Below are 20,567 nucleotides of genomic sequence, written 5' to 3' on the forward strand. Positions count from 1 at the left end.
CAGTGCCGCGTCAGAACATCGGATAAATGGAGGAGTCAGGTTTCTTCTTCTTTTTTCCAAACAGGCGCTGGAAAAACTTCTTGATGGATTTCATGTGCAAGTCCTTTTAGCGGGTGACATCGAGAATAAGTTTTGAAACCAGGTCGTTGCCGGCATCGGTGAAATGGATGCGGTCGACGAACTGCCAGTCTTGCGGGCCCAGTGCCTCGGCCAGCAATGGCGTGATGTCGACAAACTCCACCCCCATGGCCCGCGCCCCGTCGCGCAAGCGCTGGGCGTAGTCTTCGCGCACCGAGGTTTGCAGGATGTCGCCATACACCTCGGTGAAATTGCCGAGTTGGTCGAGTTCGGCAAACAGTTGCTCTTCCTGATGGCTGCCGGTCTCGCGGACCCAGCCGGCGAGCGGTTGCAGGATGAACGTCAGCTTCGCACCCATGTCGGTGGCCAGGGCGCGCCAGATATCCAGGTGCTGCAAGGTCAGGTTGGCGGCGTAGTCGATCTGTTCCTGCATCGACGGCGGCGTGGGTTGCTCGGGCTCCTGAGGCTTGCCGAACAGATTCGACAGGCTCCAGTTGCTGGCGGTCGGCTGCTGTGGCGTCAAGGCATCGAAAAACTGATGGCAGTTGAAAAACGCGCCATGCTCGCCCCGATAGGCGTGAGGCTGACGTGCCAGGCCAAGGTTGTTGAAACCGGAGAACAGCACGATTTCATCCACCTTGGGCAGGTGGTGCCGGTTGAGGGTGAACAGCACCAGCTCTTGGGTAGAGTTGAAGCTGCGGCCGCCGAAATTGACCCAGCGCTGGCCACGGGGATCGTTCTTCGTGAGGCGCGAAGCAAGGGTCCAGCTGTCGGCGCTGGCGCCAATGCCGAACACGGTGGAGCTGCCCGCCAACAGGCGTACCGGGCCATTACCCTTGATACCATCGACCACAGAATAGCGGGTGCCCAATGACTCGGAGTAGCGAAAGCCGGATGAATCGGTATTGACCACGGGGGAAGCATGGTCAGTGGGGTGGAAGTACATCAAATAGGGCAGCCATCGAACTTCACCGGCATCGGTGAATTTCTGTTCGTACTCGGCCATCTGCGGTGTGAGCGTCGTCCTTGTCGTCATAGCGCTTGATCCATTTGGTATTCGCTGGGCAGATTCAAACACCTGGTTGGTTTGTCAGGTGCTTGCTTTGTAGGGCATTTCTGAAAATTTGGTGCGTACAGTGCTGCTTTACTATTTTGTAACTACATTTGTACCCACCTTGTCCAAGGTCTCGTGCACTGTTATGGGACCTATCATCCCAAGGCGACGACGTGTATTGCAGATACAGCAGAACTCAATCTTTTGAATACAGATTGGGGTTTTATGCTGAAAATTTTTCAAAAAAAGGCCAATCTGTAACTTCTTAAGCGACAGATCAGAAGCTACAGTCGGGCCTATGACTCTATACCTGAACCTCGCCGAATTCATCAGCAGCCGCATCGAGCAGGGCCTGTACGGGCCCGGTGAGCGGTTGCCATCTGTACGCACCCTCAGCCATGAGCACGGCGTCAGCCTGACGACCGTGCAACAGGCCTACCGTGTATTGGAATGTTCGGGGTTGGCGGTATCGCGTCCCAAGTCGGGCTATTTCGTGCCGTCGGACCGGCGCGTGGCGCCTTTGCCGCAGATGGGCCGACCCATCCTGCGGCCGGTGGACATTTCCCAGTGGGACATGGTCCAGGAACTGATACGCCTCGATCAAGGCGCCGGTATCGTGCAACTGGGGTGCGGTATGCCGGACATCAGCGTGCCGACTCTCAAGCCGCTGCTGACCGCCATGGCCCGTATCAGCCGGCGCAGCGACAACACCAGCCTGCAATACAGCCACATCCAGGGTGTATTGGCCTTGCGTGAACAGATCGCCCGGCTGTCCATCGATGCGGGTGTTCGCCTGACCCCGGCCGACCTGATTGTCACCAGCGGCTGCCAGGAGGCCCTGTCCACCGCGATCCGCGCGATTTGCGCGCCCGGCGATATCGTGGCGATCGCCTCGCCGAGCTATTACGGGATGATGCAGATCCTCAAGGCGGCCGGTCTCAAGGCGCTGGAGATCCCCAGCGACCCGGTGACCGGCATCAACCTGGAAGCCCTTGAGATGGCCCTGGAGCAGTGGCCGATCAAGGTCATCCAATTGACCGCCAACTGTAACAACCCCATGGGCTACATCATGCCCGACGAGCGCAAGCTCAAGCTGATCCGCATGGCCCAACGCTTCGACGTGCCGATTATCGAAGACGATATCTACGGTGATCTGTCGCATCGCTATCCGCGGCCACGCTCGCTCAAGTCCTTCGATGAAGACAACCGCGTGGTGTTGTGCAGTTCGTTTTCCAAGACCGTGGCCCCTGGCCTGCGCGTCGGCTGGATCGCCCCGGGGCGTTACCTGCCCCAGGTGCTGCATATGAAGTTCATCGGCTCTGGCGCCACCGTCACCCAACCGCAATTGGCCGTGGCCGAATTTATCGCCAAGGGTAATTACCAGTTGCACCTGCGGCGTATGCGCAAGCAATACAAGCGCAACGGCGATCTGATGAGTGAATGGGTCAACCGCTATTTCCCGGCGGGGACCCGCGTCAGCCAGCCTCAGGGCGGCTTTACGCTGTGGGTCGAATTGCCCGGGGAGTTCGATACCTACGCCCTCAACCGACTGTTGGAAGCGCAGGATGTGCAGGTGGCCAACGGCAATATTTTCTCGGCAGCGGGAAAATACCGTAATTGCATCCGGCTGAACTTCGCCAACCCACCCACCCGCAAGGTCGAGATGGCCGTGCAAAAGGTCGGGCAAACCGTTGGCCAGTTGATACAGATGGAGTTGGAGAACCCCCTCACCGCGCAACAATGGCAGCCTCAGCCCTCTGCGTTTTGATCGGCTGTCTCCACGATTGAGCCGTGCGGTCCAGGTGGCCACCCATCACGCCAATAGAACGCTTGTTGTAACAGGGCGGTATTTGTTCTCATGGGTCATAAGATTTAGGCTGTAGCCCTCTCTAAAAAGAAGGACAGCAGCGATGACCTGGTCTGCCAAGCAGTACACCCTGTTCGAACAACAGCGCACTCGCCCGGTCCGTGACCTGGTGGCGGCGATTCCCGAAACCGACGTGCGCACTGCCGTCGACTTGGGCTGCGGGCCGGGCAACTCCACAGCGGTACTGGCCGAGCGCTTTCCCCAAGCGCGAGTCACCGGCATGGACAGCTCCGACGACATGCTGGCCGACGCCCGCGAGCGCTTGCCGGCGTTGAGCTTCGAGTTGGCAGATATCGGCGCCTGGAGTCCAGCACAAAAATTCGATGTGATCCTGGCCAATGCCTCACTGCAATGGCTGCCCGACCACGCCGGGCTATACCCGCACTTGGTCAATCAACTGAACCCCGGCGGTACGCTGGCGGTGCAAACCCCGGACAATCTCGACGAGCCCGCCCACCGGTTGGCCCGCGACGTTGCGGCCGACGGCCCATGGTCGGCGAAGATCGGCGCGGTCAAACACAATGAGCGGCATACCGCGAGTTACTACTACGAGTTGCTGAGCAAGCACTGCAGTACGGTGGATGTGTGGCGCACCACCTACCAGCACCCGTTGGCAGATCATGCGGCGGTGGTGGAGTGGTTCAAGGCGTCGGCATTGCGGCCCTTTCTTGCGCCGTTGACCGACGATGAAAAGGCCGCCTTCCTGCAGCAATACCAGGCGCGAATTGCCCAGGCTTATCCAGCCTTGGCCGATGGCACTGTGTTGCTGCCGTTTCCGCGCCTGTTCATCATCGCGACACGCTAACGTGATCGGCGTAAGTGGCGGTCACGCGGCCGCCGTTTGCGTCTGCAAGTATTCCTGCGCCGACATGATGCCCGCATAGCCAAATGCCAGGGATGCCATGAACGCCCCATGCACCTGCGGCGCTGGAATCACCTGGCCGTTGAATGCCTGATCGCGAGTAGCACAAGCGTCATGGATCACCGTGACCTTATAGCCCAGGTCCGCCGCCGCCCGCACCACGGCGTCCACACACATATGACTCATGCTGCCGACCACCACCAGATCGGTGATGCTGCGCTGCTCCAGCAACTCGCGCAGGTTGGTTTGGCGAAACGCATTCACAAAATGCTTGAGCACTACCGGTTCATCACCCTCGTTCAACACCTTGTCGTGCAAGCGGGCGCCGTCGGAGCCGGGCGTGAAGAAAGGCGCGTCGTCGCCTTCAAACTCATGGCGTACATGAATCACCGCATCGCCTGCCTGTCGAAATGCCTGTAGCACCTGCGCCGCCTTGTCCGCCGCGGCTTCTACGCCGTCAAGCGGCCACTTGCCCTGAGGGAAGTAGTCGTTCTGGATATCGATTAGGATGAGCGCTTGCTTGGCCATGTATGTTGCCTCCTGATGGGTTGATGGGCCCAGTATCTTAGCTGGCGCCGAGGTTGAGAATTGGCCGCACCGACAATAACAGGGGGAAAACTGACAATGGCCGTGGAACGCGCGACGCTCGAACTGGGTGTATTGATCTATCAGGGCGCGCAACTGGCCGCCGTGCATGGCCTGACCGACCTGTTTGGGGTCGCCAATCGCATCGCCGCCGAGTACCAATCTGCGCAACTGCCGCTGCTGCGGGTCAGCCACTGGCAGGTGGACGCCCACGGCACGCCTGCGCGCGTGTTCGACAGCGACCCAGCGCCGGCCCAACCGATGATGGCTCTGCTGGTACCGCCGTCGATTGGCGAGTTCACCGAAGACCAGGCGCCGCCGGCACTGCTGGAGTGGATCCGCCAGCAGCATGCCGCTGGCACGGTGCTTGGTGGTGTGTGCATTGGCTCGATCATGTTGGCGCGTAGCGGTCTGTTGGATGGGCGCAGCGCCACCGCTCACTGGTCGTCCTCGGAATCCTTCGCAGCCCGTTACCCGGCAGTGCGCCTGGAAGCGGATAAACCCATCGTCGATGACGGCGACCTGATCACCACCGCCGGGCTGATGGCTTGGTCCGAACTGGGCCTGCGCCTGGTCGACCGGCTGATGGGTCCCAGTGTGGCCGCCGACACTGCGCGTTTTCTGGTGATCGAACACAGCGACAGTGCCCGCCAGTGCGCAAGCAACTTTGCGCCGATCCTCAGGCATGGCGACAGTGCGATCCTGAAGGTCCAACATTGGCTGCAAGCCAGTGGCGCAGTGGATGTTTCGGTGGCGGCGATGGCGCAGGAGGCAAACCTGGAAGAGCGCACGTTTTTGCGCCGTTTTCGCAGTGCGACGGGGCTTAAACCCACCGAGTACTGCCAGCATCTGCGGGTCGGCAAGGCGCGGCAGATGCTGGAGTTCACCAACGGCACGATCGACCACATCGCCTGGACCGTGGGTTATCAGGACCCCAGCGCTTTTCGTGCAATTTTCAAGAAGATTACTGGCTTGACCCCCAGCGACTACCGCACCCGGTTTGGTGTTTGAATCGTGCAGAACGCAGGGGATTTGGGGCATCGTCGTGCAGAATAGAGCAGGCTAACTGCCATCGCTTTTAGTGCAACTCATTGATTTAAGAAACATCCCTCACAAAGCGGCGTTGGCCTGATCCCTGCAACTTTCCCACCACACACATGGCGGGATAGCCAAGGGGGACGCATGACCCCGACAAATCGCAACAAATTGGTGGTCGCACACTCGACGCGCGAAGGTGCGCCATTGCATGAGGTTGAAACCAACCGCGCATTGGCCCGCTGGCTGGCGCAGATATTGGGGCTCAAGTTTGGTGGCAGTTACGACCCCCAGATGCACGCCGGTCGCGAGCTGTACCTGCTACCCACGCAAACTCTGGTCGGTCCCGCCCTGGCGTTGACGCTTGACGTCAGAGGGCCGCGAGATTTGTGGGGAGGCTATGTCGATCACGATTTCATTTGTACCAAAGCGATCAGCCACGGCCTGTTGAGCCCTGAAGCAAAGGCACCTGAAGGTTGGTCGCCGATCTTCTGCGAGCGCGTACGCGACGTTGTGTTGGATGGCTTGAGTGTGTTCGCCCTGGAAGACGCCAAGCCCGCCGCCGCGCGCTTGCTCTATAGTGGCCCGATCCGTATGAAACCGGTGCACGCCTGTGCTGGACGGGGCCAGGAAGTTATCCACAGTCTCGATGAGTTCGACGCGATAGTGGCGCGTCCTGACGCCGCAAAGTTGTTCAGCGCCGGCGTGGTGCTGGAACAAGACCTGCACGACGTGGTTACCCACAGCGTGGGCCAGAGCTTTATCGGTGAGCACGTATTCAGCTATTGCGGCGAGCAATACCTGACCCAGGACGGGCAGGGCGAGGAGGTCTACGGCGGATCCAACCTGCTGGTCGTGCCCGGCTACTATGAAGACTTGCTGCAATTGGCCCTGCCTGACGATGTGCGGCAAGCCATCGAGCAAGCCCGGGTTTTCGATAATGCTGCCGACGAAGCCTACCCGGGGTTCTACGCCTCGCGGCGCAATTACGACATCGCCCAGGGCCTGGACAGTAACGGCCAGCGCCGTAGCGGCGTGCTCGAACAGTCCTGGCGCATGGGCGGGGCCAGCAGCGCGGAAGTCGCGGCGCTGCAGAGTTTCATCAACAACCCGAGCCTCAAGGCCATCCGCGTGTCCTCGGTGGAAACCTACGTGGATCAAGCGCTGCCGGCGGATGCCATTGAGGTGTACCGAGGCCCCGCCGAAAACAGCGACTTTCTTCTCAAGTACGTGACGGTTCAATCTTATGACGGCTAGAAGCGAGAGCATCAGTATCGATGTAGATGACGAACAGATGAGTGGGACATTCCTCAGCCCCAAGTCCAAAGTGCCCGGCGTATTGTTTGTGCACGGTTGGGGCGGCAGCCAGGAGCGCGACCTGGACCGCGCCAAAGGTATAGCGGGGCTGGGTTGCGTATGCCTGACCTTCGACCTGCGGGGGCACGCCGGCACCGGCATTCCCTTATCGCGCGTCACCCGCGAAGACAACCTGCGCGACCTGCTGGCCGCCTACGACCGGCTGCTGTCCCACCCTGCCATCGACACCTCGGCAGTGGCGGTGGTGGGCACCAGCTACGGCGGATACCTGGCGGCGATTCTCACTTCGTTGCGCCCGGTGCGTTGGCTGGCGCTGCGGGTGCCCGCGCTGTACCGCGACCAGGAATGGCTCAAGCCCAAGCGCGAGCTGGATAAAGCCGACCTGATGGATTACCGCGGCACCTTGGTGCGTGCCGAAACCAACCGTGCCCTGCACGCCTGCGCGCAATTTACCGGTGATGTGCTGATTGTCGAATCGGAAACCGACGACCATGTGCCCCATGCCACCATCATGAGTTATCGCGCGGCGTGCCAGCAGACTCATTCCCTGACCCACCGCATCATCGACGGCGCGGACCATGCCTTGAGCGACCCGGTGTCGCAACAGGCCTATACCTCGATCCTGGTGGACTGGATTACCGAAATGGTAGTGGGTGAGCGGTTGAGCATTATCCAATCCCGATAGACGTTAAGCGGGTGTCTTCTTCACCCGCAACGCCTTGGCCTTGGCCTCCACCCCCAGGTACATCACCAACGCAATCAGCAATGGGCAAATAAAGTAGATTGCCCGATACGCGATCAACCCGGCCAGCAGACTCCCGCGCGACGCCTCATGCTGCAACAACCCGATAAACACTGCCTCCAACACCCCAAGCCCGGCGGGTATATGGGTGACCACACCGGCAATCGCGCTGATCAGCAACACGCCCAATACCAGCGGGTAATCGAGTTTGGCGGGCAGCAAGGTAAAAATAACCGCTGCCATGAGTGACCAGTTCAAGGCGCCCAGGGCCAGTTGCAGGCAGGCCATGCGCAGCGACGGCAAATTGATCTCGATGCCGCGGATCGACCACGCACGTTTTTTCGAAAACCGGCACGCCGCCAGGTAACCCAGGCTCGCGATCACCAGCAACACGCCCACACCTTGCAGGGCGCCGGTGCTGAGCTTCCAACCTGGTGGCAGGGTGACCAGCCCGCTGCTGAACACTACCCCGGCCAAGGCCATATAGCCGAACCAATTGGTGGCCAGGCTCAGGCCGAGGATCTTGGCGATATTGCTGGTGCTCACCCCCAATCGCGAATACAGCCGGTAACGCATGGCGATGCCGCCGACCCAGGCGCTCAGATTGAGGTTGAACGCATAACTGATAATGCCCACCGGCAGGATCTGCTTCCAGCGCAGGGGCTGGCGAATGTAGGTCCGGCCGATCAGATCGAAGCAGGCGTACACGATAAAACTGCACAGCGTCAGCGCGCCGGCGATCAGCAATGTGCTGACTTTGAAGTCGCTCAACGTCTGCAGCACTTCGCTCCAGTCGATGCGCCGGGCAAGCAGGGTGAAGAGCACGATCAGCAGCAGGAAGAACGCAATGGTCAGAGGCTTCTTCCAGCGCTGGAACCGTGAGCCGTTTTTCTCAGACGTCATGGGCCGGACTCTCAATGGGTTTCAAACGCGGCTTGTGTGCCGGCAACCAACTCGCCAGCGCGGGAAAGTGGCGCATGACATGGAACACCAGAAACCCCACGGTCAGGCGCCACAACCACAGACGCGGCTTGCGCTTGGCCGGCATGGTCTGGCAATGGTCTCGTGCCAGGGCTTCCAGGCTCTGGTACAGCTGCTGGTTGAAGGCGCGGTCACGAATCAGCACGTTGGCTTCCAGGTTCAGCGCCAGGCTCAGCGGGTCGAGGTTGCTTGAGCCCACGGTGCTCCATTGGTCGTCCACCAGCGCCACTTTGCCGTGCAACGGGCGTTGGCAGTACTCGTGAATCACCACGCCGTCCTTGAGCAGATAGTCGTAGAGCATGCGCGCCGCCAGCTTGGCCAGCAGCACGTCGGGCTGGCCTTGCATGATCAACTGCACCTGCACGCCACGGCGCGCTGCGTTACGAATCTCGCGCAGCAAGCGATAGCCGGGGAAGAAATAGGCATTGGCAATTACCACCCGCTGCCGGGCCTGGCTCAAGGCGTGGATATAGGCTTCTTCGATGTCGTCGCGATGCTGGATATTGTCGCGATAAATCAGGCGCACCCGCCCGTCGCCGTGCTCGTCTGCCCATGGCGAAGGCCGTTGCTGGCGTCGGCGCCAACCTCTACGGGTGCGCACCTGACGGCCACTTTGGGCGAGGGCGAAGTGGTGCAAGTCGGCCACTGCCGGGCCGATGATCTGTACCGCGTAATCCTGCTTGGCTTCGGGGCCGAAGTCCCCCAGGTGATCAGCGGAAAAATTGATCCCGCCGATAAACGCCACGCTGGCGTCCACCACCACGATCTTGCGGTGCAGGCGACGAAACCAGTTGGTGCGAATGCCGAGGGTTTTGGATGCCGGGTCAAACATCTGCACGATCACGCCGGCTTCAGCCAGTTCGCGCAGAAAGGCCGGGCTCAGTTCGCCGCAGCCGAAACCGTCAAGGCTGACCACCACCTTGACCCCGCGTTGCGCCGCTTCGATGAGAATGCCTTGCAGCTCATGACCGACCTTGTCTTCAAAGAGGATGAAGGTCTCCAGCAGGATTTCCCGCTGGGCGTCGCGCATGGCCTCGAACACCGCGGGAAAATAGGCCTCGCCATTTTCCAGCAATTGCACGCGATTGCCGCTCTGCCAGCCGTAGTCTAGGTCGCGGGCCTTGCTGTCATCCGGCGGCTGGTCGGTGGCGATATGTTCTACCGCAATGTTCATAACTCAATCTCCACCGACAGGGGCACATGGTCTGACAGGTGCGACCACGGCCGCGTGGTGAGCACGCGCGGGTTGTGGATGGTCAGGTTGCGCACATAGATGCGATCCAGCGGCAGTAACGGCAGGCGCGCCGGGAACGTACGCGCAGGCTTGCCGTGGGCGTGGATGAACACCTCCTGCAGGCCGCTTTGACTCAGGTCGGCCTTTTGCCGCCAGTCATTGAAATCGCCGGCGACCACCAGGGGCGCATCCGCCGGGATCTGGCCAATACGCTGCTCAAGCAAGCGCAGTTGCTGTTGGCGATGTACCTCGCGCAAGCCCAGGTGGATGCAGATGGCATGCACCTCGCGTTCGCCGTCCGGCAGGCGCAGCACACAATGCAGCAGGCCGCGGTTCTCATGGCCGCTTTGGGAGATGTCGAGGTTGTCGTAACGGATTATCTGGAATTTTGACAGCAGCGCGTTGCCATGGTCGCCATGGGGGTAGACCGCATTGCGACCATAGGCAAACTGCGGCCAGATGCTGTCGGCGAGAAATTCGTACTGCGGCATCTTCGGCCAGTCGCTATAACGCTGGGGATGGCGCTCGTGGGTGCCGTGGATCTCTTGCAGGAACACCATATCGGCACCGACGCTGCGCACCGCTTCGCGCAGTTCGGGCAGGATGAAGCGTCGATTCAGGGCAGTGAAGCCTTTATGGATATTCACCGTCAGCACGGTAAAACGCGTGATGGCGGCGGTGGGGGGCACGGGGATCAGCTCGGGGTGAGTCATGGCAGCACTCCCGGTTCCGGCAACTGCCCGGGTGCTGTGAGCAGGTGCTTGTCCAGCCCGAAGCGCTGCAACAACTGGCGCGCATCGAAAGGCGCGCGCACCTTGATGTCATTGTCGAAAAAACAGAACACGTCACGCTGTTTGCGCACGCGGGGTTTGCGTTGCGGGGCGACAAGGTGCGCATCCGCCGGTTGTTTGCCGTGGGCCCAGCGCTCGATACGGTCACCCCAGCGTTTGAGCGCCTCACTGGTATAGCCACTGGCGTAGAGCTGCTTGTCGCCGTGTAATCGCAGGTACATGAAGTTGGCGGTGACGTCTTCGATATAGGGCCACTTGCCGGCGGTGTCAGCCACTACGAGGGCAACACCGTACTTGTCCAGCAGCTGCACAAACTCCGGTACCGCAAAGCTCATGTGGCGAATTTCCACGGCATGGCGCAAGGGTTTTTTGCCATAGGCTTTCATGCTTGCCTTGCCGTTCAGACGCGGCTCGTGCTGGCGGGCGAGGGCGGCGGCCTGTTGGGTGTTGGTGGGTAAATCGGCCAGGAAGGCTTCGAACAGCGCGGCGTCGAATTTGAAGCTGGGCGGGAACTGCCAAAGGATGGGACCGAGTTTTTCTTTGAGCTCCAGCACCCCGGAGGCGAAGAAATTGGCCATGGGCTTGTGCACCTCGCGCAAGCGCAGGATATGCGTGACATAGCGTGGCGCCTTGACGCTGAACATGAACCCCTCAGGCGTATCGGCGTACCACTGCGCATAGCGCTTGGGGGTTTGCAGCGCATAGAAAGAACCGTTGATTTCAATGCTGCTCACGGCGCGTGACGCAAACTGCAACTCGCGTTTCTGGGTCAGCCCGTCGGGGTAGAAGTCCCCGCGCCAGGGCGTGTAGCGCCAGCCGGAAATGCCGATATGAATCGCCGCCATGGTTGCTCCTGTGGAGGTGGGGTGCGTTATGGGATGACTGCGATATTTGGCTGAAAGTTTCCACGTTCCTACAGACGGTACGGGGTGCGAAATGTGGGAGGGGGCTTGCCCCCGATAGCCATGGGTATCTACACAACTCTGACGTAGCAACCATCAGTAATCACGATGCGAAGCGAGCCGCTCTTGATCTGCTTTTGATCTTGATCTTAGGCGCCCCGTTAAACCACGCTGGCCGGAATTCGACAGGGATTTGGGGGGTAAACCGGGAGGGATGCCGGTTTAGCCGCCCCGCGCCATGGATGGCGCGTGGCGGCGGCCCCCCAAATCCATGGCGGATTACGGGCACACCGAGCCTGAGCGAGGTGCCGAGTGGTGGGGCGAAGGCCTTTTGCTTACTTTTGGGCCTCTCCAAAGTGAGTCGCTGTAAGAGCGAAACCATAAGCGGCCGTTACCGCAGCAACGGATATGTACTCGGTCTGATCCAACATCCTGGTCGGCTGTCAGGCCGCCTTCGCAGGCAAGCCAGCTCCCACATTTGGATCGCGTCGCATCATTTAGATAGTCGGTGGCTGTCAGGCCGCCACGGGAGCAAGCTCCCTCGCCACAGGTTCAGGGCCATGCCAAAGTTGTGTAGATACCCATGCCCCGATAGCGGTGCATCAGTCATGAAGTTGTTGACTGACAGCCTGCTATCGGGGGCAAGCCCCCTCCCACAATTTGAATCACATGCCCGTAAACGCAGGGAACGATCAAGGCTCAAACCCGTCAGTTCCTTACAGACCCTTCTGAAGGAGCCCGCTGTTTTGCTGAATTTAAAGACTGCATTACTGCTAGGGGCGCTGCTGTTCTGCGGCAGCGGCGCATTGCAAGCCGCGGCCACCGCGCCTGAGCCCGACGCGGCGGCCAAGCCCGAGTTGCTGGTGGAGGGCGGCCTGCTCGGGGCCATCAGTTCCAGCATTGATGATGTGCAGCAGAAGCTCGATCTGAACCAGAACTTTATCGACGAGTGGCGCCTGCGGGCCGACCGGGCCGCGAATGAAGTCGGGCGGCTGGTCGACCAGACCGCCGCACGCTCGCCATGGAGTGTGGCCGGGGATTTCCTGCTGTTATCCGCCGTTTGGGTGGGTGCTTTTGCGCTGCTGACGTTACTGGGGCGCTTTATCGTGCGGCGCTTGAGCCTGCGCGCCTTTTTCCGCCGTCGGGCCCGCTTGCTGGGCGTGCTGGGGTATGTAGTGCCTTACACCATCCCTGCGGTTATCTGCCTGCCATTGACGCTGTATGTCAGCCATTTTCTCGCCTCTTCCGTAGGACGGGCACTGGCGCTGTGTTTTGCCTACGCCACCAGTAGCGGCATTTTTTCCACCTCCATGCTGCTGTGCGTGATCGTCATGTTCAATGTCGGCCACAAGCGCCCGGCGGTGCAGATCATTCGCGACTATTGCCCCAAACCGCTGTTCCTGATCGGCTTCCTTGCCGCCCTCAGCGACGCGCTCACCAGCCCGCAGATCGCCCGGCAGCTGGGCGGCAACATCACCAGCAGCGTTGCGGTGTTTACCGGGCTGTTCGCGACAGTGATCTTCGGTGTGCTGGTGGTTCGCCTGCGTCGCCCGGTGGCGCATTTGATTCGTAACCGGCCGTTGGCGCAGCGCCTTAAGCATCCGGCGTTGCAGCAATCGCTGCGGGTATTTTCCGGGCTGTGGTATTGGCCGATCCTGTTGATGGTACTGGTCTCGGCGATCAACTTGATCGGTGCCGGCGACGATAATCAAAAGGCCCTGCGCTGCGCCTTGTTGACCACCATCCTGCTGATCGGCACGGTATTTCTCAGCACGGTGCTGCAACACTTGTTCAAGTCGCGCAGCCAAGTGGCGATACAGCGCAGCAGTGCCTACAAGGAGCGCTTTCTCAGCCTGTTGCACGCGATATTGCGCATTGTGATGGCCATCGCTTTTATCGAGATACTGGGGCGTATCTGGGGCGTGTCGCTGTTCGAGTTCGCCCAACGCAACTCAGTGGGCCGGGCGATCAGCGATTCGCTCAGCAGTATCGGCCTGATCCTGCTGATGACGTGGCTGTTCTGGGTGGTGCTCGATACGGCGATTCAGGAAGCGCTCAAGCCCCCGGTGAGCAAACGCTCCAGCCGCCAGCCCAGTACGCGGGTCAAAACCATCCTGCCGCTGCTGCGTAATGCGGTGAAAATCATTCTGGTGGTTATCTGTGCGATCACCACCATGGCCAATCTGGGCATCAACGTCGCGCCGTTACTCGCGGGTGCGGGGGTGGTCGGCCTGGCGATTGGTTTTGGCTCCCAGCAGCTGGTGCAGGACGTGATCACCGGCCTGTTTATCATCATCGAAGACACGCTCTCGATCGGCGACTGGGTGGTGCTCGATTCCGGCCACGCCGGTACCGTCGAGGGCCTTACCATCCGCACCCTGCGCCTGCGCGACGGCAAGGGCTTTGTGCATTCGGTACCGTTCGGGCAGATCAAGGCGGTCACCAACCAGTCGCGCCAATTCGCCTATGCGTTCTTCTCGGTGCAGTTCACCTACGACACCGACGTGGACAAGGCCGTGGAGCTGATCCGTGAAGCAGGCCAGTCGATTCGTGACGACGTGTTCCTCAAGTACAACCTGCAAGGGCCACTGGAAGTGTTCGGCGTGGACAAGATGGACCTCAATGGCGTGGTGCTCACGGCGCAATTCCGCACGGTATCGGGTGGGCAATATGCGGTGAGCCGGGCTTTCAATCAGCGCTTGAAAAAGCTTGTGGATAACTGTGACGAGGTGCATTTTGCGCAGACTTATCCACAGCAGGTGTTGTTGCCCAAGCGTGTGGCGCAGGAGGATGAGCCAGAGACCGAGCAAGCCAGGCCGCAATGATGAGAGTGGCTGTTCCGGCCCCATCGGGAGTAAACCCCTTCCCACATTTGAATGTGTTCACATATCAAAATGTGGGAGGGGGCTTGCTCCCGATGAGGCCCTAAAGGTCAGCGCCTGATCAACTTCTCCTGCACTGCCTGCTGATCCATCTCCAGCAACACCTGCTGCTTGCCGGCGACCATCACCGCCGCCGGCAGCCCGTCGCGATATACAATCCGATTACCGCTCACCGCCGGCACTTTGGCCCCCGGTAGCAGCGTGCCCACAAGGTTCAATGGATCCGCCCCGCACACCGCGATCAAGCTCCCGTCATGTGCCCGCCGCCGCACCTCGCGCAGCAAGGGTATCGCCTCCGGCAACGCAAACTGTTCGCCCGCCAACCCACTGACAAACCGCCCGCCACGAATCTCCCCGCGTGCCTCCAGCCGATGGAAGGTGCGCAGCAATTCACGCCAGCTCGGCAACCAATCCGCCTCGCGCTCCAGCAAGCGCCAGAACACCACGCCGTAACGGCGCAGCAGGGTCATCGCCACATGCTCCAGGGTCTCGGCCGAATGTGGGCCGGCGGCGCTGGCGGAACGGCGGACCAAGGCCCAGCGACCGGCATCATCCATGCCGCCGACAAACGCCCCGCGCCCACGTCGACTGCTGCGGGCCTGGCGTTTGCTGGCGGGCGTGGTCAGGGCGCGCAGCCCGGCGAAGCTGTCGGCATTCACCAGGCCGGCGCCTACCAGTTCCTGCAAGGCTGTCTCCAGCTCGCTGCGCAGCAGGTGGGCCTCGTGCACCAGTTCATCAAAAAACAAGGCGCCGTGTTCGCGCAGGGACGAGTGGACTTTCTGCGCCTTGGGCGACAGCGTGGTGCTGTCGGTGGGCTCGGTCAGCCCGCTCCACAACGCTACCTGGCTACGGGGGAGCAAAACCACCGGGGTGCTGCGCAACGCCATGGCGCCGGCCTTGTTGCTTAAGCGCGTCCATACCAGCTTGCCGCTGCGGCACAGGTCATCGAGCCAGGTCGATGAATAATCCTTGATGCGCGCGCTGAGCAGGTCAGTGTCCCAGGCCGACGTGGCGGCGGCATAGCCTTCGAGTTGGCTGACTATCTGCGGCAATACGGCGCTGCCCTGGCCGCGGGTGCTGTCGGACAGGTGCTGCCAATCGAACAGAAAGCGCATGAAATCCTGCAATGCCACCGGCTCGATCTCCCGGCGCAGGCGCTTGACCGTGTAGCGATGAATGCGCGCCAGCAAGTGACGTTCGCACCATTGTTCCTGCGTGGCCCCGGGGCTGAAGTGCCCGCGCAGCACGTAGCCCTCCTGCTCCAGGCGCGCCAGGGCCTGAGTGATTGCCGCCACGGGCAGCGCCAGGGGGGCAGCGATTTCGACCAGGTTCAACGGGCCAAAACCACTGAGGCGCGCACGCAGTACTTCTAACAGTGCTTCGTCAAACTCCCAGGGCTCGTCGAACCCGGGCAGCAGTGGCAAATCGTTAGGGTAGAGCGCCTGCAAGCAACTCAAGCGCTCAACGGCGACCCACATGCCGTTGTGCAACTGACAGGCTCGCCCGGCCTTGGCCAAGGCGTGCAGCCATGCGGCCCATTGCGGCGCAACTTCAGGGGCTGCGATGCACGCCAGGCTCATCAGCGCTTCATGCATTTCATCCACGCCATTGGGCGCGGGCCAGGCTTCTTCACGAACGCCGGCGATGGCGTCGGCATCCAGTGCGCCCAGGTCGTCGGTGCTCTGCGGGTCGCTCCAGCGTCGGTTGAGCACGGCCTGGGTGCGGCGCTCTTCCAGCGGGGCGTCGTCGAGAAAGGTGTAGGGCTTGGCGCTGAGAATTTCCGCGGCCATGGGCGAAGGGGCGGGCAGGTCGCGGCTGATCAATCGGACTTCACCGCGTTCCATGCGCCGCAGCAGTGCCAGCCAGGCTTCACTGTCCATGGCTTCATGCAAGCAATCGTCGAGGGTTTGTTCCACCAGTGGGTGATGGGGGATTTCGCGCTCGCCGGCGAGGTTTTCCAGGCAGGCGATCTGGTCCGGAAAGACGCTGGCGATCAGGTCTTCGCTCTTCATGCGCTGGATCTGCGGCGCCACCTTGCGCCCGCCGGTATAACGCGGCAACGCCAGGGCCACGGCGGCATTCCAGCGCCAGCGCACGCCGAACAGCGGCGCATCCAGCACGGCCTGGATCAGGAGGTGTTCAGCACTGTTGCTGTTGAGGTAACGCCACACCTCATCCAAGGCAAAACTGTGGCTGGTGGACAGCGACAGCACGATGGCGTTTTCGCTGGCCGCTGCTTGCAGCTCGAAGTTGAAGGTGCGGCAGAAACGCTTGCGCAACGCCAGGCCCCAGGCGCGGTTGATGCGGCTGCCAAACGGCGTGTGGATGATCAACTGGGTGCCGCCGGACGCGTCGAAAAACCGCTCCATGATCAACGTGTCCCGAGAGGGCAGGGCGCTCAGGGCCTGGCGCGACCGGGCGAGGTAATCCAGCAGTTGTTCGGCGCTGGCGCGATGCAGGCCCAAGGTGCCGGTAAGCCAGTCGAGGGCCGGTTGCAGGTCGCCGGGCGTGGCACTCAGCAAGCTGTCGATCTGCCCTTGCAAGCGCGCCACGGCCACCGACAACTCGTTGCTGCGCCCGGGCGCTTCGCCCAGCCAGAACGGGATGGTCGGCGGTTGGCCATGGGCATCCTCGACGCGCACCTTGCCGGCTTCGACCCGCAGGATGCGGTAAGAGGTATTGCCGAGTTGGAAGATGTCGCCAGCGATGCTTTCCACCGCGAAGTCTTCGTTGACGCTGCCGATGTTCAGGCTCTGGGGCTCCAGCAACACGCTGTAGTCGGCGTTGTCCGGGATGGTGCCACCGCTGGTGACGGCGGTGAGCCTGGCACCGCGGCGGCCGCGCAGGGTGTGGGTCACGGCGTCACGGTGCAGGTAGGCGCTGCGGATACCCTGGCGGCCGTTGTAGCCCTCGCTGAGCATCTGCAACAGGGCCTGGTAGTGGCGCTCATCCAGCTCGGCGTAGGGTGCAGCGCGGCGGACAAGCGCCAGCAGCGCCTGTTCCGGCCATTCACGGGCGCTGACTTCGGCAATGATCTGCTGGGCCAGCACGTCCAGTGGCGCCACTGGAATATGCAAGGTATCCAGCTCGCCACGGCGTACGCAGTCGAGCAACGCGGCGCATTCGATCAAGTCGTCGCGGGTGGTGGCAAACAAGCGCCCTTTGGGCGTACCGCCGACCTGGTGCCCGGAGCGGCCGACGCGTTGCAAAAAGCCATTGATCGAGCCGGGCGAGCCGATCTGGCAAACCAGATCCACCTCGCCAATATCGATGCCCAGCTCCAGGGACGCGGTGGCGATCAGCACTTGCAGTTCGCCGGCCTTGAGCCGTTGCTCGGCGTCCAGGCGCAGTTCCTTGGCCAGGCTGCCATGGTGGGCGGCCACGGCGGTCTTGCCCAGCCGCTCGCTCAGATGCCGGGCCAGGCGTTCGGCCAGGCGCCGGGTGTTGACGAAAATCAGCGTGGTGCGGTGTTCGCGGGCCAATTGCGCGAGGCGGTCATAGACCAGGGCCCACACATCGTTGGCCATCACCGCCGAGAGCGGCACTGGCGGCACTTCGATATCCAGGTCCCGTGGGCGCGCATGGCCGATGTCGACGATGGCACACTTACGGTCGGTGCCGACTAAAAACCGCGAGACCGCTTCGATGGGTTTTTGCGTGGCTGACAGGCCGATACGGGTCAATGGCTCGGCGCACAGCGCTTGCAGGCGCTCCAGGCTCAAGGCCAGGTGGCTGCCGCGCTTGCCGGCGGCGATGGCATGGATCTCATCGACGATCACCGTGCGCGTGCTGGCGAGCATGTGTCTGCCGGAATCCGAACCCAGCAGCACATACAGAGATTCGGGCGTGGTCACCAGGATATGCGGCGCGCGCTTGCGCATCTGTGCGCGGTCTTTTTGCGGGGTGTCGCCGGTGCGTACGGCGGTGCGGATCACCAGCGGCGGCAGGCCGAGCTTTTCAAGTTGCTCGGTAATGCCGGCCAGCGGGTTCTGCAGGTTGATCTGGATGTCGTTGGACAGCGCCTTGAGCGGTGACACATACACCACCAGGGTCTCGTCCGGCAGTTGCCCGCCGTTGGCCAGGCCTTGGTGGACCAAATCGTCGAGTACCGCCAAAAAGGCCGTCAAGGTCTTGCCCGAGCCGGTGGGCGCGGCGATCAGCGTTGACCGCCGCTGGCGGATCAGCGGCCACGCCTGGGCCTGGGCGCCGGTCACCGAGGGGAAGGTGCTGCAAAACCAGGCACTGACGGCGGGGTGAAAACCGTCCAGTGCGCTGGCCGTTGATTCGGGAAGGTTCATGAAGTGATTGATGCCACCTGCTCCAACAAGTTGCAAACACGTACTTTATCCGTGACGGTTGCGCTACAAACCCGCAAAATGCAACGATTCTGGCAACTACCTACGGCAAGGCGCACACGCCTGTCGATAATAACCATCGTTCCAAACAGACCGGGCCTGCTCAATCTATGCGAATGCGCCTTATGTTACTGGGCGGCGGGAATGCCCTCGGGCAGGCGCTGATTCGCCTCGGTGCAGAGGAAGACATCGGTTTCCTCGCCCCCAAACCGCCCCAAGACGGCTGGGATGCCGCGAGCCTTACCCAATTGCTCGACGACACCCGTCCCGATGCATTGATCAACCTCGCCTACTATTTCGACTGGTTCCAGGCCGAAACCGTGAGCGAAACCCGCCTGGCCGCCCAGGAGTTCGCCATCGAACGCCTGGCTGAATTGTGCCAGCACCACAGCATCACGCTGCTGCAACCGTCCAGCTACCGGGTGTTCGATGGCTCGCGCGCCACCGCCTACAGCGAAAAAGACGAGCCGGTGCCCCTGGGCCTGCGCGGCCAGGCGTTGTGGCGTATCGAGCAGAGCGTGCGCGCCACTTGCCCACAACATGTGCTGCTGCGATTTGGCTGGTTGCTCGATGACAGTGTCGACGGCACGCTCGGGCGTTTTCTGGCCCGGGCCGAAAAACCTGATGAACTACTGATGGCCGACGACCGTCGTGGCAACCCGACGCCGGTAGACGATGCCGCACGGGTGATTATCTCGGTGCTCAAGCAGCTTGATTGCGCGGCGCCGCTGTGGGGCACCTACCATTACGCCGGGCATGAGGCGACCACGCCGTTGGCGCTGGGCCAGGCGATCCTGACCGAGGCGCGCAACTTCCACGCGCTGGCGATCGAGTCGCCGACTGCCCAGGCCCATGCGGCCCGGCCGGATGCGGCAGAGGAACCGCAGCACGCGGTGCTGGCCTGCAAGAAAATCCTGCATACCTTCGGCATCAAGCCCAGGGCATGGCGGGCGGGGCTTCCGGCGTTGCTGGACCGGTTCTACCGCCACAGCTGACACGCTACAAAACCAAATGTGGGAGGGGGCTTGCTCCCGATAGCGATGGGTCAGTCCATGAATCTGTTGACTGACACTCTGCTATCGGGAGCAAGCCCCCTCCCACATGGGTTATGCAGTGTTGCTTAGAACTTGTAGCCAATACCCACCATGTAAACCATCGGATCCACGTCCACATTGACCTTGGCCCGAGTGCCCTGGCCCAGCGCATTGTTATCCACAGTCGCCTTGGTGCTGATGTCGATGTAGCGCGCCTGGGCGTTGATCATCCAGTTGTCGTTGATCATGTAGTCGGCGCCGATCTGTGCGGCCCAGCCCCAGGAGTTTTCGGCCTTGAAGTTGCTGAAGCCGGCTTGTTGAGCGCGACCGCCGACGTGTTCGTCGTAGATCCAGGTGTAGTTGATACCGGCGCCCACGTACGGCTGGAATGCCGACTTGTTGTCCAGTGGGTAGTACACGACGCTCAGGGTCGGCGGCAGGTGTTTGAGCGAACCAAGCTTGCCGTTGGCGGCGCCCAGTGCGGTGTTCTTGAGTTTCACGTCATGCTCGAACGGTGTAGCGGCCAGCAATTCGATACCGACGTGGTCGGTGATCATGTAGGCGAAGTTCAAGCCCAGTTGGGTGTCGCTGCTCATGGTCGCCTTGCCGCCCAGGTTGGTGCCGGCCAGCGGGCCCTGGTCAACCTTGACTTTGCCGCTGTCGGCCTCCGGGTTGACGGTGATTGCACCGGCACGCACCAGAATATCGCCCGCCTGGTGAGCGTGTGCGACCGGGGCGACGAGGGCGAGCGCGAAGAGGGACGCGCCGAGCAGAGACTTGTTCATGGGAGCTCCAAAGGACGTTTAAAAGTTGTACGTCCAATGGTAAAGATCGTTCCGTTCGGTCTT

General features: G+C 61.5%; 15 protein-coding genes. 7 read left to right on the forward strand and 8 right to left on the reverse strand.

The window, feature by feature from the left end:
* Nucleotides 1-106: 106 nt before the first annotated feature.
* Complete coding sequence (locus QMK52_RS10450) at nucleotides 107-1,114, reverse strand: SGNH/GDSL hydrolase family protein (protein WP_320404067.1); 1,008 nt, start codon at nucleotides 1,112-1,114, stop codon at nucleotides 107-109.
* A gap of 316 nt (nucleotides 1,115-1,430) precedes the next feature.
* Here QMK52_RS10450 and QMK52_RS10455 point away from each other — a divergent pair, with 316 nt between their 5' ends.
* On the forward strand, nucleotides 1,431-2,900 hold the full coding sequence (locus QMK52_RS10455; RefSeq protein ID WP_005791888.1) for a PLP-dependent aminotransferase family protein: 1,470 nt from the start codon (nucleotides 1,431-1,433) through the stop codon (nucleotides 2,898-2,900).
* A 142-nt stretch (nucleotides 2,901-3,042) separates the two neighbouring features.
* A complete protein-coding gene (gene tam / locus QMK52_RS10460) occupies nucleotides 3,043-3,804 on the forward strand; it encodes a trans-aconitate 2-methyltransferase (RefSeq protein WP_005791887.1) in 762 nt (253 codons plus the stop codon).
* A 21-nt stretch (nucleotides 3,805-3,825) separates the two neighbouring features.
* Here tam and QMK52_RS10465 read toward each other — a convergent pair whose 3' ends face one another.
* Nucleotides 3,826-4,389: a cysteine hydrolase family protein gene (locus tag QMK52_RS10465; protein WP_194439368.1), complete on the reverse strand. Its 564-nt coding sequence runs from the start codon at nucleotides 4,387-4,389 to the stop codon at nucleotides 3,826-3,828.
* Between the two features lie 96 nt (nucleotides 4,390-4,485).
* On the opposite strand from QMK52_RS10465, the gene QMK52_RS10470 reads away from it, so the two are divergent.
* The 3 genes from QMK52_RS10470 to QMK52_RS10480 all read left to right on the forward strand — a co-directional run bounded on the left by QMK52_RS10470 (nucleotide 4,486) and on the right by QMK52_RS10480 (nucleotide 7,483).
* Nucleotides 4,486-5,457, forward strand: a complete 972-nt coding sequence (locus QMK52_RS10470; RefSeq protein WP_005791885.1) for a GlxA family transcriptional regulator — start codon at nucleotides 4,486-4,488, stop codon at nucleotides 5,455-5,457.
* A 171-nt stretch (nucleotides 5,458-5,628) separates the two neighbouring features.
* A complete protein-coding gene (locus QMK52_RS10475; protein ID WP_194439366.1) occupies nucleotides 5,629-6,738 on the forward strand; it encodes a DUF3182 family protein in 1,110 nt (369 codons plus the stop codon).
* Nucleotides 6,728-7,483, forward strand: coding sequence for an alpha/beta hydrolase family protein (locus QMK52_RS10480; RefSeq protein ID WP_005791883.1), 756 nt, complete (start codon nucleotides 6,728-6,730; stop codon nucleotides 7,481-7,483). The genes QMK52_RS10475 and QMK52_RS10480 overlap by 11 nt, the downstream gene beginning before the upstream one ends.
* Before the next feature lie 3 nt (nucleotides 7,484-7,486).
* Here the strand turns inward: QMK52_RS10480 and QMK52_RS10485 are convergent, their stop codons facing one another.
* The 4 genes from QMK52_RS10485 to QMK52_RS10500 are packed head-to-tail and all read right to left on the reverse strand — an operon-like array spanning nucleotide 7,487 to nucleotide 11,391.
* A complete protein-coding gene (locus tag QMK52_RS10485) occupies nucleotides 7,487-8,443 on the reverse strand; it encodes a lysylphosphatidylglycerol synthase domain-containing protein (protein ID WP_005791882.1) in 957 nt (318 codons plus the stop codon).
* Complete coding sequence (gene clsB, locus QMK52_RS10490) at nucleotides 8,433-9,695, reverse strand: cardiolipin synthase ClsB (RefSeq protein ID WP_005791881.1); 1,263 nt, start codon at nucleotides 9,693-9,695, stop codon at nucleotides 8,433-8,435. The genes QMK52_RS10485 and clsB overlap by 11 nt, the downstream gene beginning before the upstream one ends.
* Nucleotides 9,692-10,468, reverse strand: a complete 777-nt coding sequence (locus tag QMK52_RS10495; protein WP_194439362.1) for an endonuclease/exonuclease/phosphatase family protein — start codon at nucleotides 10,466-10,468, stop codon at nucleotides 9,692-9,694. Before QMK52_RS10495 ends, clsB begins: the two co-directional genes overlap by 4 nt.
* Nucleotides 10,465-11,391 carry a DUF72 domain-containing protein gene (locus tag QMK52_RS10500; RefSeq protein ID WP_194439360.1) on the reverse strand — a complete coding sequence of 309 codons (927 nt, stop codon included), beginning with the start codon at nucleotides 11,389-11,391 and terminating at the stop codon, nucleotides 10,465-10,467. The genes QMK52_RS10495 and QMK52_RS10500 overlap by 4 nt, the downstream gene beginning before the upstream one ends.
* An 803-nt stretch (nucleotides 11,392-12,194) precedes the next feature.
* Between QMK52_RS10500 and QMK52_RS10505 the strand changes: the two genes are divergently transcribed.
* Entirely contained in the window at nucleotides 12,195-14,273 is a 2,079-nt protein-coding gene (locus QMK52_RS10505) for a mechanosensitive ion channel family protein (RefSeq protein WP_320404068.1), read from the forward strand.
* Between the two features lie 107 nt (nucleotides 14,274-14,380).
* Here the strand turns inward: QMK52_RS10505 and QMK52_RS10510 are convergent, their stop codons facing one another.
* On the reverse strand, nucleotides 14,381-18,628 hold the full coding sequence (locus QMK52_RS10510) for a DEAD/DEAH box helicase (RefSeq protein WP_320404069.1): 4,248 nt from the start codon (nucleotides 18,626-18,628) through the stop codon (nucleotides 14,381-14,383).
* A 167-nt stretch (nucleotides 18,629-18,795) separates the two neighbouring features.
* On the opposite strand from QMK52_RS10510, the gene QMK52_RS10515 reads away from it, so the two are divergent.
* A complete protein-coding gene (locus QMK52_RS10515; protein ID WP_248090801.1) occupies nucleotides 18,796-19,680 on the forward strand; it encodes a sugar nucleotide-binding protein in 885 nt (294 codons plus the stop codon).
* A gap of 125 nt (nucleotides 19,681-19,805) precedes the next feature.
* Here the strand turns inward: QMK52_RS10515 and QMK52_RS10520 are convergent, their stop codons facing one another.
* Nucleotides 19,806-20,504, reverse strand: coding sequence for an OmpW/AlkL family protein (locus tag QMK52_RS10520; protein WP_005791869.1), 699 nt, complete (start codon nucleotides 20,502-20,504; stop codon nucleotides 19,806-19,808).
* Nucleotides 20,505-20,567: the final 63 nt, after the last annotated feature.

Source organism: Pseudomonas sp. P9_2 (assembly GCF_034008255.1).
Taxonomy (GTDB): Bacteria; Pseudomonadota; Gammaproteobacteria; order Pseudomonadales; family Pseudomonadaceae; genus Aquipseudomonas; species Aquipseudomonas synxantha_A.

Bases quoted from the DNA above. Each gene is read 5' to 3' on its own strand.
- tam (WP_005791887.1), top strand. From the start codon at position 3,043: ATGACCTGGTCTGCCAAGCAGTACACCCTGTTCGAACAACAGCGCACT.
- QMK52_RS10465 (WP_194439368.1), bottom strand. From the start codon at position 4,389: ATGGCCAAGCAAGCGCTCATCCTAATCGATATCCAGAACGACTACTTC.
- QMK52_RS10520 (WP_005791869.1), bottom strand. From the start codon at position 20,504: ATGAACAAGTCTCTGCTCGGCGCGTCCCTCTTCGCGCTCGCCCTCGTC.
- QMK52_RS10510 (WP_320404069.1), bottom strand. From the start codon at position 18,628: ATGAACCTTCCCGAATCAACGGCCAGCGCACTGGACGGTTTTCACCCC.
- QMK52_RS10515 (WP_248090801.1), top strand. From the start codon at position 18,796: ATGCGAATGCGCCTTATGTTACTGGGCGGCGGGAATGCCCTCGGGCAG.
- QMK52_RS10455 (WP_005791888.1), top strand. From the start codon at position 1,431: ATGACTCTATACCTGAACCTCGCCGAATTCATCAGCAGCCGCATCGAG.
- QMK52_RS10485 (WP_005791882.1), bottom strand. From the start codon at position 8,443: ATGACGTCTGAGAAAAACGGCTCACGGTTCCAGCGCTGGAAGAAGCCT.
- QMK52_RS10480 (WP_005791883.1), top strand. From the start codon at position 6,728: ATGACGGCTAGAAGCGAGAGCATCAGTATCGATGTAGATGACGAACAG.
- clsB (WP_005791881.1), bottom strand. From the start codon at position 9,695: ATGAACATTGCGGTAGAACATATCGCCACCGACCAGCCGCCGGATGAC.
- QMK52_RS10475 (WP_194439366.1), top strand. From the start codon at position 5,629: ATGACCCCGACAAATCGCAACAAATTGGTGGTCGCACACTCGACGCGC.
- QMK52_RS10470 (WP_005791885.1), top strand. From the start codon at position 4,486: ATGGCCGTGGAACGCGCGACGCTCGAACTGGGTGTATTGATCTATCAG.
- QMK52_RS10450 (WP_320404067.1), bottom strand. From the start codon at position 1,114: ATGACGACAAGGACGACGCTCACACCGCAGATGGCCGAGTACGAACAG.
- QMK52_RS10500 (WP_194439360.1), bottom strand. From the start codon at position 11,391: ATGGCGGCGATTCATATCGGCATTTCCGGCTGGCGCTACACGCCCTGG.
- QMK52_RS10495 (WP_194439362.1), bottom strand. From the start codon at position 10,468: ATGACTCACCCCGAGCTGATCCCCGTGCCCCCCACCGCCGCCATCACG.